At 72.4% G+C, this 17195-nt stretch carries 14 protein-coding genes and 4 pseudogenes; 5 read left to right on the forward strand and 13 right to left on the reverse strand.

Translation table 11 applies throughout. The features are described 5' to 3' along the window. Positions 1–64 precede the first annotated feature (64 nt). On the reverse strand, positions 65–742 hold the full coding sequence (locus ACRWND_RS28065) for a LytR C-terminal domain-containing protein (protein ID WP_431954292.1): 678 nt from the start codon (positions 740–742) through the stop codon (positions 65–67). A 130-nt stretch (positions 743–872) separates the two neighbouring features. Further along, positions 873–1169: a type II toxin-antitoxin system VapB family antitoxin gene (locus ACRWND_RS28070; protein WP_018558273.1), complete on the reverse strand. Its 297-nt coding sequence runs from the start codon at positions 1167–1169 to the stop codon at positions 873–875. Positions 1170–1258: 89 nt separating this feature from the next. Here ACRWND_RS28070 and ACRWND_RS28075 point away from each other — a divergent pair. Continuing rightward, positions 1259–2806 (forward strand): annotated as a pseudogene (locus ACRWND_RS28075) (helicase HerA-like domain-containing protein); the annotation flags it as partial. 199 nt (positions 2807–3005) lie between these two features. Here ACRWND_RS28075 and ACRWND_RS28080 read toward each other — a convergent pair. The 7 genes and pseudogenes from ACRWND_RS28080 to ACRWND_RS28110 all read right to left on the reverse strand — a co-directional run bounded on the left by ACRWND_RS28080 (position 3006) and on the right by ACRWND_RS28110 (position 10087). Then, the gene (locus ACRWND_RS28080; RefSeq protein ID WP_431954294.1) at positions 3006–3725 is read right to left on the reverse strand and encodes an ABC transporter permease; all 720 of its coding nucleotides are present in this window, start codon (positions 3723–3725) and stop codon (positions 3006–3008) included. Between the two features lie 23 nt (positions 3726–3748). Further along, complete coding sequence (locus tag ACRWND_RS28085; RefSeq protein WP_431954296.1) at positions 3749–4666, reverse strand: ABC transporter ATP-binding protein; 918 nt, start codon at positions 4664–4666, stop codon at positions 3749–3751. Then, entirely contained in the window at positions 4663–5568 is a 906-nt protein-coding gene (locus ACRWND_RS28090; protein WP_431954298.1) for an ABC transporter permease, read from the reverse strand. Before ACRWND_RS28090 ends, ACRWND_RS28085 begins: the two co-directional genes overlap by 4 nt. Then, positions 5555–6469 (reverse strand): ABC transporter ATP-binding protein, encoded by a 915-nt coding sequence (locus ACRWND_RS28095; RefSeq protein ID WP_431954300.1) that lies wholly within the window; start codon positions 6467–6469, stop codon positions 5555–5557. The genes ACRWND_RS28090 and ACRWND_RS28095 overlap by 14 nt, the downstream gene beginning before the upstream one ends. Positions 6470–7578: 1109 nt before the next feature. Then, positions 7579–7821 carry a DUF6344 domain-containing protein gene (locus ACRWND_RS28100; RefSeq protein WP_431954302.1) on the reverse strand — a complete coding sequence of 81 codons (243 nt, stop codon included), beginning with the start codon at positions 7819–7821 and terminating at the stop codon, positions 7579–7581. A gap of 917 nt (positions 7822–8738) precedes the next feature. Next, positions 8739–9614, reverse strand: a pseudogene (locus ACRWND_RS28105) (LLM class flavin-dependent oxidoreductase); the annotation flags it as partial. A 110-nt stretch (positions 9615–9724) separates the two neighbouring features. After that, positions 9725–10087, reverse strand: a complete 363-nt coding sequence (locus ACRWND_RS28110; RefSeq protein WP_431954304.1) for a hypothetical protein — start codon at positions 10085–10087, stop codon at positions 9725–9727. A gap of 521 nt (positions 10088–10608) precedes the next feature. Between ACRWND_RS28110 and ACRWND_RS28115 the strand changes: the two genes are divergently transcribed. Genes ACRWND_RS28115 through ACRWND_RS28125 form a run of 3 tightly spaced genes read left to right on the forward strand, consistent with a single transcriptional unit; the run spans position 10609 to position 12517 of the window. After that, positions 10609–11817, forward strand: a complete 1209-nt coding sequence (locus tag ACRWND_RS28115; protein ID WP_431954306.1) for a hypothetical protein — start codon at positions 10609–10611, stop codon at positions 11815–11817. A 53-nt stretch (positions 11818–11870) separates the two neighbouring features. Beyond that, entirely contained in the window at positions 11871–12119 is a 249-nt protein-coding gene (locus ACRWND_RS28120; RefSeq protein ID WP_431954308.1) for a hypothetical protein, read from the forward strand. Continuing rightward, entirely contained in the window at positions 12116–12517 is a 402-nt protein-coding gene (locus tag ACRWND_RS28125; protein ID WP_431954310.1) for a DNA-binding protein, read from the forward strand. The genes ACRWND_RS28120 and ACRWND_RS28125 overlap by 4 nt, the downstream gene beginning before the upstream one ends. Positions 12518–12567: 50 nt before the next feature. Here ACRWND_RS28125 and ACRWND_RS28130 read toward each other — a convergent pair. Then, positions 12568–12813: pseudogene (locus ACRWND_RS28130) on the reverse strand (LLM class flavin-dependent oxidoreductase); the annotation flags it as partial. 62 nt (positions 12814–12875) lie between these two features. Beyond that, positions 12876–13292, reverse strand: a complete 417-nt coding sequence (locus tag ACRWND_RS28135) for a DUF6083 domain-containing protein (RefSeq protein WP_431954312.1) — start codon at positions 13290–13292, stop codon at positions 12876–12878. A 108-nt stretch (positions 13293–13400) separates the two neighbouring features. On the opposite strand from ACRWND_RS28135, the gene ACRWND_RS28140 reads away from it, so the two are divergent. After that, positions 13401–14261 (forward strand): HAD family hydrolase, encoded by an 861-nt coding sequence (locus ACRWND_RS28140; RefSeq protein WP_431954314.1) that lies wholly within the window; start codon positions 13401–13403, stop codon positions 14259–14261. A 15-nt stretch (positions 14262–14276) separates the two neighbouring features. Here ACRWND_RS28140 and ACRWND_RS28145 read toward each other — a convergent pair. Both ACRWND_RS28145 and cydC read right to left on the reverse strand, forming a co-directional pair. Beyond that, positions 14277–15389, reverse strand: a pseudogene (locus ACRWND_RS28145) (GAF domain-containing sensor histidine kinase); the annotation flags it as partial. 27 nt (positions 15390–15416) lie between these two features. Beyond that, positions 15417–17195: thiol reductant ABC exporter subunit CydC (gene cydC, locus ACRWND_RS28150; protein ID WP_431954316.1), on the reverse strand; the 1779-nt coding region annotated here is incomplete at its 5' end.

Raw genomic sequence — 17195 nt, forward strand, 5'->3', positions numbered from 1 at the left:
ACCCCCCCCCCCACCCCCCCCCCCCCCCCCCCCCCGGTCCCGTCGTACGCGCGCCGCAGGGCGCCTAGCAGGTCCCGGCGCTGGGAGCCGCGCTCGGGCGGGCCAGGGCGGCGAGGGCCTTCTCCACCGCCTTGTCGCCGGAGAGCTTGGTGAAGCCGTTGCCGAGCATCACGTCCACCGTGCCGGTGGGGCGCCCGGAGCCGGCAGCGGCCGGCTTCAGGGTGCTCGTGCCCTTGATCTGGGCGCTGACCAGCTTCATCGCGGCCTCGGCCTTCGGCCCGTGGCCGCCGATCAGCAGCGCGGCCGTCTTCACCTTGCGGTCGTACTCGGGGTCGGCGTTGCCGAAGGTGCCCACCTTGAAGCCGCGCGCGGCGAACTCGTCGGCGGTGTCCTTGGCCAGGCCGCTCTTGGCGGTGGCGTTGTAGACGTTGACGGTGAGCTCCCCGGGTTCCGGGAAGGTGATGGGGGCGCTCGAGGCGGAACCGGGGACGGCCGCGGCCTTGCAGGCGCGTTCCTTCGCGGGGCTCGTGGCCTTGGCCGCCGTGGTCTTCGCCGGCGTGGACGTGCCCCCGAAGACGTCGACGAGCTGGAGCGTGCCCCAGCCGGCCAGACCGACCACGGCGACGGTCGTCAGGACCACCGCCGCGACGCGCACCTTGCTGCGGGAGCGGCGCATCCGCGGGTACTGGTTCCCGGTGACCCGGTACTTTCCGCCCATGCCCGGGGGCGTCAGCATGCTCATGTGCGCAGCGTAGTGCGATCAGGCAGCCGGGCCTACTAAATGATCAACCAATCGGGGGTCGCCGGGAGCGACGGGAACCTGAAAGGGCGAGGGGGCCCCGAGCGGACGAGGGCCCGCGAAGCCGCCCCGCTCAGTCCATCTCCAGCACCCGGGCGTGCAGCACCTGACGCTGCTGCAGCGCCGCGCGCACGGCCCGGTGGAGCCCGTCCTCCAGGTAGAGGTCGCCCCGCCACTTCACGACGTGTGCGAACAGGTCGCCGTAGAAGGTCGAGTCCTCGGCGAGGAGGGTCTCCAGGTCCAGTTGGCCCTTTGTGGTGACCAACTGGTCGAGGCGTACCGGGCGTGGGGCGACGTCCGCCCATTCACGGGTGCTTTTCCGGCCGTGGTCGGGGTACGGCCGCCCGTTTCCGATGCGCTTGAAGATCACACGGAAAGCCTACCGGGCAAGCGTGTACGGGCGCAGCAACGGCGCAGGAGTGCGATGGTGGGCGAACACGGTGAAAGCGGGAGCAGCCCATGACGACGCCGAGTCTTCCCCACGCCGCCCGGACCATCGCCGAGGGGTATGTCTTCACCGGACCGGCCCTCGAACTCGGCGCCCTGCTGTGGGAGGACCGGGCCCTGCCGCAGGCCCCCGTACGCCTGCCCCTGTCGATGCTCAACCGGCACGGCCTCGTCGCGGGCGCCACTGGCACCGGCAAGACCAAGACGCTGCAACTCGTCGCTGAGCAGCTGTCCGCGCAGGGCGTTCCTGTCTTCCTGGCCGACGTCAAGGGCGACCTCTCCGGCATCTCGGCGCCGGGCGTCCCCGGCGACCGCGTCGCCGCGCGGGCCGCCGAGGTGGGGCAGGAATGGAGCCCGGCGGGCTGCCCCACCGAGTTCCTCGCCCTGGGCGGCACGGGCCGGGGCGTCCCGCTGCGGGCCACCGTGACCGGCTTCGGTCCCGTGCTGCTGTCGAAGGTGCTGGAGCTCAACACCACGCAGGAGCAGTCGCTGGGCCTGATCTTCCACTACGCCGACACCAAGGGCCTGGAGCTGCTGGATCTGAAGGACCTGCGGGCCGTGGTCACCTTCCTCACCTCCGACGAGGGCAAGCAGGAACTGAAGGGGATCGGCGGGGTCTCGCCGGCGACGGCCGGGGTGATCCTGCGCTCGCTGACGGCCTTCGAGGCCCAGGGGGCGGGGGTCTTCTTCGGCGAGCCGGAGTTCGACAGCGCCGAACTGCTGCGGACGGACGCGGAGGGGCGCGGCGTCGTCTCCGTCCTGGAGCTCCCCGAGGTGCAGGACCGGCCGCGGCTCTTCTCCACCTTCCTGATGTGGCTGCTGGCCGACCTCTTCGAGGACCTGCCGGAGGCCGGCGACCTCGACAAGCCCAAGCTGGTGTTCTTCTTCGACGAGGCGCACCTGCTGTTCTCCGGGGCGAGCAAGGCATTCCTGGAGGCCGTCACGCAGACCGTGCGGCTGATCCGCTCCAAGGGTGTGGGCGTCTTCTTCGTGACCCAGAGCCCCGGCGACGTGCCCTCCGCGGTGCTCGGCCAGCTCGGCAACCGGGTGCAGCACGCGCAGCGCGCCTTCACCCCGGAGGACGCAAAGGCGCTCAAGGCGACGGTACGCACCTTCCCCACCTCGCCGTACGACCTGGAGGAGCTGCTCACCGGGCTCGGCACCGGCGAGGCCGTGGTCACCGTGCTCGACGAGGACGGCGCCCCCACCCCCGTGGCGGCGGTGCGGCTGCGGGCGCCGCGCTCGCTGATGGGGCCCGCCGATCCGGCGGCGATGGACGCGGCGATCGCGGACTCCGCGCTGTACGCGCGCTACGCGCGGGCGGTGGACCGGGAGTCGGCGTACGAGCGCCTGGCCGGCCGGCAGGCGCCGGCCCCGGCGCGGCCGCCCGCGCCGGGTCCCGCAGGCCGCGGGGAGCGGGAGCGGCCGAAGGAGGAGGAGACGGGTGTCGTCGCACAGGTGGTGGGCAGCGGCGTGTTGCAGTCGCTGGCCCGCTCCGTCGGCACCCAGATCGGGCGCGAGATCACCCGTTCGCTCTTCGGCACGTCCAAGCGCCGCCGCCGTTGGTTAGAGGCCACAGGGAGAGGCGGGCCGGCGTCGCGGGTCGACGGCTCTCGCGTGGCGGCGTTGTCGTCGGTCGCCGCAGCTCCGCTGCGTCTCCCTTCTCCGCCTTGCCGGACTCGGCCCGCTCCTTTCTCCACCCCGCCTCTCCGCGCGACCTCTCAGAGGCCGGGACGAAGACGCGTCCGGACGGGGACGATCACTCCTCGCCGGCCAGCGTCAGGGACCGGATCCGCTGCCCGGCGTAGACCGTCGCGGCCGCAGTGACGCCCACCAGCAGCACCACCGCCAGGGGCAGCCCCACGTCAGAGGTCACCATGCCCTCCCCGGCGATCTTCTGGGCCAGCGCGAGGGCCCACTGCTGGACGCTCAGCGTGCGCGCCCCCGGCACCAGGCTGCCGATCAGCGACTCCCAGACCAGCGCGTAGACCAGGCCGAATACCACCGCCTGCCGGGTCACCACGCCCAGCAGCAGGAAGACGGCCGCATAGGTGACGGAGGCGACCGCCGCCGCGGCGGTGAACGCGACCGCGATGCCCTGGCTGTTGCCGTTGAGGATGAACCCGGCGATCAGAGTGGGCACGGCCGAGAAGACCACCGACACCGCGATGGCGACCAGCAGCTTCGTGACGATGATCGTCGGCCGCCGCACCGGCTTGGCCAGCAGGTAGATGATCGAGCCGTCGTCGATCTCCGGACCGATGGCGCCCGTGCCGGCGATCACGCCGACCAGCGGCACCATCGTCGCCAGCGCGAAACCGCCCAGCACGGAACTCGCGGTGGAGTCGTCGGCGCCGGCCAGCGCGCGCACCGCCACGGAGATGAGGATCAGCAGCGCGGGCAGGGCGAACAGGACCAGGGCCCGGCGGCGGCCCAGCAGCCCCCGGTAGGTCAGCCTGGCCACGGTGGGGTTGTACATCGAAGCTCCTTACAGCCGGGTGCCTACGCCGTGACCAGGTAGGAGAAGACGCTTTCCAGGGACTCGTCGGACGGCGAGACCGTGTAGAGCCGGATGCCCCGCTCCCGCGCGACGCGCGGCAGCAGCTCGGTGAAGCCGGCGAAGTCGATCGCCTGGACCCGCAGCGCACGCTCCTTCCAGTCCAGCTCGATGGCGGCCGTGGACCCGTCCGCGATCAGCGCGGCGGCGAGCGCCCGGTCGTCGCTGGAGCGCACCAGATAGCGGTGCGGCCGGTCCGTCATCAGCCGGCGGATCTTGCGGAAGTCGCCCGAGGCCGCGTGCCGGCCGGCGACGACCACCTCGATGTGGCTCGCCAGCTGCTCGACCTCCTCCAGGATGTGCGAGGAGAACAGCACCGTGCGGCCCTCGGCGCCCATCCGCCGCAGCAGGTCCATCAACTGCAGCCGCTGCCGGGGGTCCATGCCGTTGAAGGGCTCGTCCAGCAGCAGCACCGACGGGTCGTGCACCAGCGCGGAGGCCATCTTGGCGCGCTGCCGCATACCCTTGCTGTACGTGGAGACCGGGCGGTCCTGGGCGAACTCCATCTCGACCGTGGCCAGGGCGCGCTGCGCCGCCGCCCCCGGATCCGCCAGCCCGTGCAGCTCCGCGTTGGCGACCACGAACTCGCGGGCCGTCAGGAAGTCGTACATCGCCTCGCGCTCGGGGACGATGCCGATGTGCCGGTACGTCTGCTCGTTGCGCCAGACCGCGGCGCCGTCGAGGGTCACGGTGCCGGCCGAGGGGGCCAGGAAGCCGCCCATCATGTTGATCAGGGTGGACTTGCCCGCGCCGTTGGGGCCGAGCAGTCCGGTGACGCCGGGGCCGATCGTCATCGTCACGTCGTTCACGGCGACGACGTTGCCGAACCAGCGGGACACATGGTCGATGGACAGGGTGGTCACGACAGGACGGCCTTTCGGTAGCGGCGCATCAGCAGGCCGAAGCAGCCGGCGATCACGGCGAGCAGGACGAGGAGGTAGACGGTGCCGACGACCGCGTCCTTCGGACCCGCGCCCTCGGGGAAGCTGGAGGTCGCGCCCAGCCACCAGGTCTGCGCGCCGTCGATCAGGGTGATCGGCGAGAGCAGGCCGAGCCAGGCGATCACATCGTGGTTGCCGTTGATCGAGGCGACGCCCTGCACACTGGTCACCGCGCCGTACGAGAGGGTGAACACCGCGATGACCGCGGCCACCCCGAAGCCCCGGCGCGGCGTCAGCGCCGCGATGACCAGACCGATGCCCGAGAACAGCATCGACAGCAGCAGCGCGGCCAGCATCGCCTTGGCGAAGCCCGCGCTCTGGTCGCCGACGTCGAACTTGGCCAGCAGCGCCCCGATGTACATGACCAGCAGCGGCGTCCCGGTGAGGATGAACAGCGCCGTGGTCAGCGCCGCGAACTTCGACGCCACGTAGTCGACCGCCTCGATGGGCCGGGAGAAGTACAGCGGGGTCGTCTTGAACCGCAGGTCGAGCGAGACGGACTGCGGGGCCTGCGCCGCCAGGTAGAGGCCGATGACGGCCTGCATGATGATCGCGTACTGGGTGTACTCGATCGGCAGCCTGGTCGCCTTGGTGCCGATGGCCACCGCGACCATGATGGCGGCCGGGCCGCACATCGCGGCCAGCAGGATCATCGGCAGCACCTTGGACTTGGCCGACCGGCCGAGCCCGTACGCGCCGCGCAGGCTGTGGACGTACAGCGACATGCGCGCGTAGCCCCGCCCCAGACGCGGGCCGTCGTAGTGCCGGTAGCCGATGTCGTGGATGACGTCCGCGGCGGGCGGCCTGCCCTCAAGCTGCGTCATGCTCGTCCCCTCCCCGGAAGATCTCGGCGATGCGGTGCCGGTGCTGCTCCATGCGCACCAGTCCCGTGCCGAGTTCCGCGACCGCGTCGCGGACCGCGTCGTACGTCTCGTCCCCGTCGATGTCGACCATGACCAGCCGGCCGTCGCAGTGCGCGTTGAGCCCGGCCGCGGCCAGCTTCGCCACCAGGTCGTCCTCGTGCTCGGTGACCTCGACGGTGAGCGAGGCGGTCGCCTGGGTGAAGTCGCTGGTCGAGGAGGAGCGCAGGAGGGAGCCGCCGTCGATGACGACGATGTGGTCGCTGGTGCGCTCCAGTTCACCGAGCAGGTGGGAGGTGACCAGCACGGAGATGCCGAACTCGGTGTGGACGCGCCGGATCAGCCCGAGCATGTCGTCGCGGCCGACGGGGTCCAGCCCGTTCGTCGGCTCGTCGAGCAGCACCAGCCGGGGGTCGTGGACCAGCGCCTGGGCCAGTTTCACCCGCTGCTTCATGCCCGTGGAGTACCCGCCCATGGGGCGGTACCGCTCCTCGTACAGGCCGACGTGGCGGAGCGTGTCCGCGGTGCGCTCGCGCGCGGCGGACGGCGGCAGCCCCGCGATGCGGGCCATGTGGACGACGAACTCCGTCGCCGACACGTCCGGGGGCAGGCAGTCGTGCTCCGGCATGTAGCCCACATGGGCGCGGATCGTCGCGCCCTCGGTCGCCACGTCCATGCCCAGGACGGCGGCCCGGCCTTCCGTGGCCGGCGCCAGACCCAGGAGGATCTTGATCAGGGTCGATTTGCCGGCTCCGTTGGCACCGACCAACCCGGTCACTCCGGGTGCGATGTCGACGGTGAGCCGGTCCAGAGCGGTCACCCTCGGGTACCGCTTCGTCAGGCTTTCGGTAGCGATCACAGTCACGCCACGAACCTAGTGGCGCGGGCCATACCCCGTCGTCACTCTGAGGGGCGGTTGTGCGTAGTCCTTGGGGGTGACGTTCCCGTAGGGGAGGCGGTGTCCTCTGTCCGTGGTGCCGTGATTTTCCTGCGGGTCGCGCGGTTCAGCCGTGGCGGGGCCTCGTCGTCCGGGAGCACGGTCGGCTCCGGCGGTCGGCCGCAGCGGTCGGCCTCAGCGGTCGGCTCCGGCGGTCGGCTCCGGCAGTCGGCTTCAGTGGTCGCTCTCAGCGGTTGCTCTCAGCGGTCGCCTTCGGCGGGTGGCCGGACCCGGTGGTGCCGCGTGGCGTCACGCCGGGTCGTGGGGTGCGGGCGCGGGGATGTGCGTGCGGCGCGCCGGCGTGGTGGGTGGGGGGTGCGAGGTGCGTGGGTGAGCGCTGGGTGGACTGCGGTGGGCGGGTGAGCAGCGCGTGTGCGTGCGCGGGCGGGGCGGCCCGGCGTGGTGCGAGCGGGCACGGTCCGTGTGCGCGGGGTGCGTCGGCGCGGGGCGCGTGCGTGCGCCCGTACAGGTGCGGGGCCGGGGCATGCGGTGCCTCGGAGTGCCCTGGGGACCAGGGCGCTGCGCACGCGTGTGGCGCGCGCATGGTCCTGCCCCGCCGTCGTCCGCGGGCGACTCGGTGGCCGGGAGGTCTGTGGCCCGGGCGCGAAACGGGTGCGGGCCGGGGGTGACCGTCACAGCCTCGGGGGGGCCGGCCGTCTCGGGTGTCATCGTCCTCGTCCTCGTCCTCGACCTCGACCTTGGCCTTGGCCTCGTGCTGGTGCGTGCTGTCGGGGTCCTGCTCGTGATCTCATCCCCGGTGGTACCCGCAGTGCTGCCGAAGCCGCTGTCGGGCCTGGTGCTCCTTGCCGTGCTCCGGCCGGCGGCCGTCTGTGCGCCCGTCGTCCGGGGGATCGACGAGGTTCCGCCGGGTCGGGCGCCGTGTCCGGCGCCATGGTGCCGCTGCTGTGCTTCGCCTCGGGCGGTCCGCCAAAGGCGGCTGCCGGGGCGCTTCTGGGTCGTGGGAACGGCTTGACGTCGTCCTTGCGACGGGTGCCTCGCGGCGGGTCGCGCCTGCTGGTCACAGGCGTTCGCGGCGGTCATGCGCAGAGCGCCCACTCGCGGCTGCGGGGGGCACGGGCAGGGGCCTCGGTCGCGTCGCTCAGCGCGGGGTTGAGGCCGGCGTCGCCGATCGGACGGGTGCGCACGCGGGCCACCGGCGAGGCGCCGTGGGCCTCGGCGCGGATGCGCTGCTTCATCGTCGGCGGCAGCGACAGCTCACCGGCCCCGGTCGCGGCGGCGCGGCAGAGGGCCGGTTCGAGGCCCAGGGACGGCTCGGGCACGACAGGCAGGTCGCGGTACGAGGGGAGCGATGGCGGAAGGGGCGACGGGACGGATGGGACGGACGAGACGGAAGAGACAGGCGAAGCAGAGAGCGACGGGACGGATGGGACCGGCGGGACGGACGGCCCTGACGGACGTCGGGACGGTCCTCGCGACGACGGGACCTCAGCGATGCGCGCGTCGGGCGCGCCGGGAAGGCCCGGCCCCGAGGCGGCGGCGCCCACGGCCACCGGCCGTGGCGCAGGTTCCGTCCGGGGAGCCGGCGCCCAGTGGCGCACCGCCTCGGCGGTGGGCAGGAACCGGGTCCCGGGGACGGTCTCCGGTCGCGGCGCGACCGGAGCCGTGGTACGCGACGCCGGGACGGCGAGTCCGAAGTACGCGGCCAGCTTGACCAGGAACGTCACGAAGACGTCCCAGAACGTCCTGACATGGGTGTTGGCAGCCATGACCTCTCACTTCCTTCGGTGAGTCGGGAGCGACTAATCCGATGATGCGGAAGTGAGCACGAAATCCTCGGTGCCGCACCTCGAGGCTGCCGATATTCCGATCAACACCACCCGGGTGGCCCAGCCGTCCCCCGCCCGGCCGCTCCCGGCGACGGCCTTTCGCCGCGTGCGCCCCGAGTTGCGGCTCCTCGACCCCGGGGTTAGCGGGCGAGGGCCCGGCCACGGGGCCCTACGGGGCGGTTCCCGGCCCTCTCGAGGCGTACGGGCACCGGTCGGGCGCGGCCGGCTCCCCGGCGGTTTCCACCGGACGGCCGCTGCCGCCCCCTGTCACCCGCCCGACTCAGGCCGGTGACAGGGGCCGATGACAGGGGGAGTCGAGCGGCTCACGCACCTGACCCGATGAGGCCGGAGTTGCCGGAACGCCGGACGTCCACATCATCGAGCTCGGCGACCGGCTCGGGCGTCCGGGCGGCCTCGGCGGCGATGGCCTCGAAGACGGCGGGGTCGACGTCGAAGTCGGAGTCGGCGATGGGCCAGTGGATCACGATCTCGGTGAAGCCCAGTTCGCGGTGGCGGCCGGCGAAGTCGGTGAACGCCTCGACCGACTGCAGCGGGGTGTTGCGGTCCGGGGTGAAGCCGTGGAGCAGGATCTTGTCCAGCTCGCCGACGTCCCGCCCGGTCTCCGCACACGCCGCCCCCAGCCGGTCGATCTGCCCGGCGAGCGCCGCCCGCGACTGCTGCGGTGTGCCGTCCTGGAACAGCTGCGGGTCGCCGGTCGTCACCCACGCCTGCCCGTAGCGGGCGGCCAGCCTCATCCCGCGCGGCCCGGTGGCCGCCACAGCGAACGGCAGCCGGGGCTGCTGCACACACCCGGGGATGTTCCGCGCCTCCTGCGCCGAGTAGAAGGACCCGTGCTGAGAGACCGCTCCCTCGGTCAGCAGCCGGTCCAGCAGCGGCACGAACTCGTCGAAGCGGTCCGCCCGCTCCTTCGGCGTCCACGCCTCCTGGCCGAGCGCGGTGGCGTCGAAGCCGTTGCCGCCCGCGCCGATGCCGAGTGTGATCCGGCCGCCGGAGATGTCGTCGAGCGAGATCAGTTCCTTGGCCAGGGGCACGGGGTGCCTGAAGTTGGGCGACGTCACGAGCGTACCCAAGCGCATACTCTGCGTTACTGACGCTGCCGCCGTCAGCGTCGGGATCGCCCCGAACCACGGACCGTCCCGGAACGACCGCCACGACAGGTGGTCGTAGGTGTACGCGGCATGGAACCCGAGGTCTTCGGCCCGCCGCCAGATGTGCCGACCCTGGCTCCATCGGTGGACGGGAAGGATTACCGTACTCAGTCGCATGCCTGCGACCCTATGCGTCAGTGACTGCAGGCAACAGAGCCCACACTTCCGGTCGGGGCTGCGGCGGTCCCGTGTTGCGCGTGTGCGCTCCGGAGCGGTAGCGGCACCCTTCAGCTCTCGCGGTACCGTGCGAAGACGCGGGCGCGCTCCTGGTCCCAGGTCCATTCCGCGTGCGTCCGGTGGAACGGAGCCCCGTTCGCCAGCTCGAAGAACTGGCCGGCGGGCCTGCCGGTCGCCTTGAGGATCACGATGGCGGAGAGCATGGGATCAGTCCCCTTGCTGTCCCGGCGGCAGGCGTCACCGAGGAGCTGGCTGATGATCGGGCCGCGATAGTGGACGTTGTGCCCCTGGGCCTTCAGCTCTTCACTGAGGGACTTGTACCAGCCGTCGGTACGGCCCTCCCGCGCCCAACGCCGGAGGATTTCCATCGTCTCGTCCAGCGCTGCCAGGTACTCGGTGTCGCCCTGTCGCATCCGAACCTCCCATGTCCTCACTGGACTTCCACCGTATCCGGCAACGGCACGCGCCGGCGCGTGCCGCAGGCCACTGTGCGTCCTCGTCGCTCCGGGGTGAGGCACCAGTGGCATCGTTGCCGCCCGGTGTCACCCTGGGGGCCGCTAGCGTTGCCTCATGGATGGGTGGGACACAGCCAAGCTTGAGGCCATGATCGAAGAGGCCACCGTCGACGCCTACACCGAAGACGAGCAGTTTGACCGGTCTGTTCACGCTGCTTGAAGAGCACCTGGCCCTGCCCTTCACCACCGCCGTTCTCGGCGTCGAGGTGATCGTGCGCGGCATCGACCTCACGCCAGACGGCAGGATCGTCGCCATGTGCACTGGCGGCCGGGTTCGGCAGTCGATCGGAATCCTGGAGCTGCCTTTGCCCAGCCCCGCTCCCGAAGCGCGGAGTGGATCGAGGCGTACCGTCACTGGGCCGGTTGAGGCCGGACACCTCTCACTTCACACGGAACCGGCTCGTACGAAAGGGCTGAACGTGGCTGAGGCCGCACAGGGCGCACGTCAGGGCGCCCATGTACCGTCACTGGCTGATCTCATCGAGCGCAGCACCGAATTGAAGGGGCGGCTGGTCACCTTCGCGCAGAGTGCCCGCTTCGACCGGTGGTTGACACCCATCCTGCTGGAGGCCGCTGGGCCTGAACGGCAGTTGGACGAGGGTGAGGCGATCCGGATCACCGACCACTTCATCCTGCGGTACCGGCTGCCGGACGGTTCGACCGTGGTGGACCGCTTCGTCACCGGCCGGAAGGACTTGACCGCGTCGGACCGGGAGATGCTGCTCGGCTGGCGTGACCCGGTCGAGGGTGTCTTCGAGATCCGGCGCAAGGACGGCGATGCCGTCATCCTGCTGAACCTTGTCGACGACCTTGAGTACCGCACGTACTCGAACGTCGGGCGGGCGGCGTTCCGCGGAGTGTCCAAGGGGGGATTCCTCCACACCTGTCTGGTACCCGTCCACTCGCTCGGCGGGGCGTGGTTGATGTCCGGGGCGATGACGAGCTACCCCAGGTCCAGCGCCACCGAGATCGCCCAAGCAGCCCTGCAACTGGCCACGCACCACCCCGAACTGGTTTTCCGCAACCCCGAGAAGATCGAGCAGGGGTGGAAGCTGATGCGGGAGGACCGGGCAGCGTTCGTCGAGTTCTGCGGTGGCGACGAACTGGTCCTTCCGCCTGCCGAAGCCGAGGACCTCCTCAACGCCTACTACCGCCACCGCCAACAGGCCGCCGTCGCCGCACAGCCCAGCCGCGCCCGACGCGAGCGGCTCCCCGGCCTGGACCTGCCCTTCTTCGAGCTGCCGTCAGAACTGGCGGACTCGGACACCGTCGGCGTCATCTACGACCAGGTCGACGGGCTCAACTTCTATGCCGACTACGGGATGCTGCGCGACCTCTTCGCGGACCCGGCCCTGGCGGGCCGCAAGCGGCACCAGGATCTGCTGCGCACGTACCTGCGCGAGGAGTCGATCACGCCACTGCCGATCGGCCGTCTGGCCGCCGCTCACCGGGAGACCGTAGACGCGGTGTTCCGGAAGCTCCTGCGGAAGCCGGGATTCACTTGGAGCGAGCACGGCGATGCACTGCTGCGCCGGCGCAAGCCCTGGTATTACGAGAGCGACCCGCGCCCCGGGGTGTCCGTGATCGGCGACCGTCTGAGTGAGCTGCTCGGTGCGGGCCAGCGCTGAGCTCGGGTGGAGAAGCCTGACAGATAGCGCGCATACCGCAGTATGCTGACTCCATGGCTGACACGACCCGCATCACGGTCACTCTGCCCACCGAGCAGGTGGCGGAGCTGAAGAGGCTCACGGACAACGTCTCCGGCTATGTTGCGGAGGCGGTTGCCCGCCAGATCAGACACCAGCTGCTCGGTGAGGAACTGCGCCGCTACGAGGAGGAACACGGCGCGTTCACTGACGAGGAGCTGGCTGCGGCCCAGACCAGAATCTTGGGCACGGCCGAGCACGAGGAGTCGGCGAGCGCCGCGTGAACCATCGCATTGAGACCGTCGTGCTGGACTCCCAAGGGTTGTCCGCCTGGATCTCGCAGGACCGGGCCGTGCTCGCGATGATCCGGTCCTTCCATTCGATGGCCGCCGATCTCGTCGTCTGCGCCAACACCATCGTGGAGGTCATGCACGCCCGGGTGAACACCCCCCGACTGAGCTGGATCCTTTCCCAGGTCAAGGTGGAAGCGGTGACCGAGCAGGCGGCCAGAGCCGCCACCGGCCTGCTGAAAGAGGCCGGCCTGCACGGCCACAGGTACGCGATCGATGCCACCGTCGCCGAGCTCGCGCTCCGCCAGCCAGGCCCGGTGGCCATGCTTACGTCGGACGTCGACGACATGGCCAAGCTGTGCGGTAACCGCGTCCGACTCATCGCGATCTGATCTGCTCCGGGCCGGACCAAGACGCCCCTGACGCACGACTTCCCAGGTCAGACCGTGATAGGTGAACAAGGCTTGACTGATGTGACGAGGGCGCCCAGGCGCAGCCGGTGCGTGGCGGCGGCGGTGAGGGTGGGCAGGGCGCCGAACCAAGGACCGTCCCGGAAGCTGCGCCACGACAGGTGGTCGTAGGTGTAGGCGGCGTGGAAGCCGAGTTCCTCGGCACGCTGCCAGGTGGCACGGGCTCCCTCATGCCAGCGGTCGACGGGAAGGATCACGGTGCTCAGGCGCACATTCATGCGATGAGCCTACGTCCGCCCCGGGACGCGGGCGTGCCGCGACCGTGGCCCCCGGCGGCAGCTCAGTTGAGCCGGCGCCGGGCGTTGCTCCGCCACTGGCCGAGCAGCAGGGGCGAGGCCGCGGGCGGCGGCCCCGCGGGACAGACTTCGAAGTGGCTGATCCGGCAGGTGCCGAAGGACACGGAGGCGCGCAGGTTGACCGCCGTGCCGTCCCGCGCGACGCGCCAGCGGCGGCCGGCCGGGACGGCGGCCACCGGCCACTCGCCGGGCTCGACGAGGATCCAGTGCCCGCCGGCCGTGCGGTGGCGGTACGCGGCACAGGCGCACCGGCCGCAGGTCGTGGCGGTGCCGGCCGCCGGGACGGCGCCGGGTATCGCGGCGCGCGCGGCCATGCGGATGCCGTCCACGACGATGGGCAAAGCGTCGGCCAGGAGCACCGGTTCCCGGTCGGGCTGCTCTTCACAACGCACAAGGGCCATGGCGTGATGGTGGCACCCGGCACTGACAACGGCGACGGAGAGTGTGGCGATGATCGCACTGCGCACGCGGCTGCTGTCATATGCAGGCGCATGGGGGACCATGGGTCGGTGACCTCAGCCACCCAGCATCCCCGCATCCCGGACGCCACCCTCGCGACCCCCGTGCCGCGGCTGATCGCCACCGACCTGGACGGCACGCTCCTGCGCGACGACAAGACCGTTTCGGCCCGTACGATCGCCGCGCTGGCGGACGCCGAGGCCGCGGGCATCGAGGTCTTCTTCGTCACCGGGCGCCCTGCGCGGTGGATGGACGTCGTCGCCGGGCACACCGCCGGCCACGGCATGGCGATATGCGCCAACGGCGCCGCCGTCTACGACCTGCACCGCGGCAGGCGGCTGCTGGCGGCCTACCCGCTCGACCCGCGGGACGCCCTCGCGGTCGTCGCCATCCTGCGCACGGCCGTCCCCGGCACGGCCTTCGCCGTCGAACTGACGGGCGGTTTCGCCTACGAGCCGGAGTACCCGCCGTACGCCCCCGCCCCCGACGCAGTCATCGCCCCGGTGGAAGAGCTGCTGGACAGCGCGCGGCAGGGCCAGCCCGTGCTGAAACTGCTGGCCAAGCACCCCTCCATCGACCCGGACGTCTTCCTGGCCACCGCGCGGGCGGTGGCCGGGGAGCACGCCGAGATCACCCGGTCCAGCGCGTCGGCGCTGCTGGAGATCAGCGGCGCGGGGGTCAGCAAGGCGACGACGCTCGCGCGCTGCTGCGCGGACCTCGGCATCTCCGCCGCGGAAGTGGTGGCCTTCGGCGACATGCCCAACGACCTCGCCATGCTGACCTGGGCGGGCACCTCCTACGCCGTCGCCAACGCCCACCCCGACATCCTGGCCGCCACCACGCACCGCACCACGGCGAACGAGCAGGACGGCGTGGCCCGCGTCATCGAGCGCATCCTCGCCGAACGCTGACCTCCGCCGCCCGGCTCACAGGGGCGCCTCCCACGCGAGCGTGGTGCCCCTGCCGTCCGGCCCCGGCCCGAAGGTGGACTCGCCGCCCAGCGACTCCGCGCGGCGGGCGAGGTTGCGCAGCCCGCTGCGCCGGCCGGTCTCGGGGATGCCCACGCCGTCATCGGAGACGATCAGGCGCACTCCCTCCCGGCCGTCGGCGAGCACGGCGGTGGCGTCGAGCACCACTTCCACCCAGGTGGCGTCGGCGTGCCGCTGGACGTTGGACAGCGCCTCGCGCAGCGCCGCCACGACGTTGCGGGCGCTGAGTGCGCCCACCCGGTGGTCGACCGGCCCGACGAAGCGGACGGAGGGCGGGAAGCCGAGGCCCCGCGCGGCGGAACCGGTCTCGCGCAGCACCTGCGCGCGCAGTCCGGAGGGCGCGTCGTCCCCCGGCTCCTGCTGCAGCGCGAAGATCGCCGTACGTACCTCCTGGATGGTGGCGTCCAGCTCCTCGACCGCGTGCGCGATGCTCTTCTCGGCCTCGGGCGGCAGCGCCTTGCGCCGGGCCCCCTGGAGCATCAGACCCGTCGCGAAGAGCCGCTGGATGACGAGGTCGTGCAGGTCGCGGGCGATCCGGTCGCGTTCCTCGTAGACGGCCAGCCGGTTGCGGTCGCGCTGGGCGTCGGCGAGCAGCAGGGCCAGCGCCGCCTGTGCCGCGAACTGGCCGGCGACGAAGCGCTCGTCCTCGGTGAAGCCGGGCTCCCCGTGGACCCGGGGCAGTGCGAGCGCGCCCATCACATGACCGCTGCTCTGCAGCGGCAGCATCATGAAGGCGCCGAAGCGCGGGGCGATGGCCGTGGTCATCCGGTCGTCGGTCCGTGCGTCCGCCACGAACACCGGCTCGCCCGCCATCAGCGGCGCCACGGGCGGGTTGCCCGCCTCGAGCACGGTGCCGACCAGGCCCGCGGGCTGGTCGGCCGAGGCGGCCACCACCTCGAGGCCGCCCTCGACGGTCGGCAGCAGAACCAGGCCCGCGTCGGCCCCCACGAGTGCGCGGGCCTGCTCGGCGACGACGTCGAGCGCGTCGTCGGCCGGTCGTTCGTCCGCCAGCAGCGCGGTGGTGACCGAGTTGACGGCGTCCAGCAGTCTGGCCAGTGGTTCTGCCATACGGCGAGCCTAGGCCGGTGCCGCGTCCCGCGCCGCGACAGGCTCCGGCGTGCCCAGGGCGTCGGCCGCGCGCTCGCGGTCCAGGCCCCGGCGGAACGGGCCGTCGGCCGCGGCCAGCTCACGGTACGTGCCGCGCTGCACCACTCGGCCGCGGTCGAGGACGAGGATCTCGTCGACCTCCTCCAGACCGGTGAGGCGGTGGGTGATCAGCACGGTCGTACGGCCGGTGGTGGCGGCCAGCAGATCGGCGGTCAGGGCGTCGGCGGTGACCAGGTCGAGGTGCTCGGCCGGCTCGTCGAGCACCAGGACGGGGAAGTCGGCGAGCAGTGCGCGGGCCAGTGCCAGCCGCTGGCGCTGGCCGCCGGACAGGCGGGTGCCGTGCTCACCGACCGGCAGGTCGAGGCCGAGGTCGAGGCGGGCCGCGGCGAGCGCCTCGCGCAGTTCCGCGTCGTCCGCGCCGGGGCGGGCCAGGCGGAGGTTCTCCCGGACGGTGCTGTCGAAGGCGTGCGCGTCCTGGGCGCACAGGCCGACCATGCGGCGCACGGCGTCGCCGTCGAGCGCCGTGGCGTCGGTTCCGGCGAGGGTGTAGGCGCCCGCCTCGACGTCGAGGAAGCGGAGCAGCACATGGGCGAGGGTCGTCTTGCCCGATCCGGAGGGCCCGACGACGGCGATCCGGCGACCGGGCGTCAGTTCCAGGCTGACGCCGTCCAGCGCGGGGCCGGGCCGACCCGGGTGGCGGGCGGTGAGCCCGCGCAGCACCAGGGGGTGGGGCCCGGCGGGCGCGGGCGCGGGCCGTGCCGGTTCCCGTACGGGCTCCCTGGTGTCGAGCACCTCGTACACACGCCGCGCCGCCTGGCGGCTGCGCTGCCGGTACTGCGCCGCGAGCGGCATGGCCGCCACCGCCTCGAAGGCGGCGAGCGGGGTGAGCACGACGACCGCGAGCGCCACCGGGGCCAGGCCGCCGCCGGCCACCGCGTTCACGCCCGCCCAGGCGCAGAGGGTGACGGTCAGTCCGCTCACCAGGGCGCCGAGCCCGGACCCGAGCGCCGAGCCGGCCGCCGAGCGGGCCGCGATCCCGGTGAGTACCTGGTCCGCCTCGGCCGCCCTGGCGCGGCGCCCGGGCAGTGCCCCGGCGACGGTCAGTTCGGCGGTGCTGGTGAGCACCTCGACCACCTGGGCCGTCAGTTCTCCGCGGGCGGGGGCGAGCGCGCGTTCGGCGCGCCGGGCCAGCGCCGCGGAGGCGGCGGGCACCGCGACGCCGGCGGTGGCCAGTCCCACCGCCAGGGCCGCCCCCGCGAGAGGCAGCAGCCACCCGGTGAACGCGGCCGCCGCGGCGCCGGTGAGCGCGGCGGCGCCGGCAGGGAGCAGCCAGCGCAGGAAGTAGTCCTGCAGGCCGTCCACATCGGCGACGAGGCGGGAGAGCAGGTCACCGCGCCGGGAGTCCCGCAGCGCGGCGGGCGCGAGCCGCTCCAGCCGGGCGTACACCGTCACCCTCAGACCGGCGAGGGCGCGCAGGACGGCGTCGTGCGAGACCAGGCGCTCGGCGTAGCGGAAGACCGCCCGGCCGATACCGAAGGCCCGGGTCGCGGTGACCGCGACCATCAGATACAGGACGGGCGGCTGCTGGGAGGCCCGGGATATCAGCCAGGCCGAGGTCGCCATCAGGCCGACGGCGCTGAGCAGGGCGAGCACGCCGAGCAGCAGGGCGAGGACGAACCGCGGCCGGAGCGGCGCGGCGATCCGGCGCACCCGGGTCAGCGGGGCGGGGGGGGGGGAGTGGGGGGGGAT

It is taken from the genome of Actinacidiphila sp. bgisy167, from assembly GCF_965342175.1.
Taxonomy (GTDB): Bacteria; Actinomycetota; Actinomycetes; order Streptomycetales; family Streptomycetaceae; genus Actinacidiphila.

Excerpts from the sequence above, each read along its gene's own strand:
- ACRWND_RS28065 (WP_431954292.1), bottom strand. The coding sequence starts at position 742 with ATGAGCATGCTGACGCCCCCGGGCATGGGCGGAAAGTACCGGGTCACC.
- ACRWND_RS28080 (WP_431954294.1), bottom strand. The coding sequence starts at position 3,725 with ATGTACAACCCCACCGTGGCCAGGCTGACCTACCGGGGGCTGCTGGGC.
- ACRWND_RS28090 (WP_431954298.1), bottom strand. The coding sequence starts at position 5,568 with ATGACGCAGCTTGAGGGCAGGCCGCCCGCCGCGGACGTCATCCACGAC.
- ACRWND_RS28110 (WP_431954304.1), bottom strand. The coding sequence starts at position 10,087 with ATGCGACAGGGCGACACCGAGTACCTGGCAGCGCTGGACGAGACGATG.
- ACRWND_RS28120 (WP_431954308.1), top strand. The coding sequence starts at position 11,871 with ATGGCTGACACGACCCGCATCACGGTCACTCTGCCCACCGAGCAGGTG.
- ACRWND_RS28135 (WP_431954312.1), bottom strand. The coding sequence starts at position 13,292 with ATGGCCCTTGTGCGTTGTGAAGAGCAGCCCGACCGGGAACCGGTGCTC.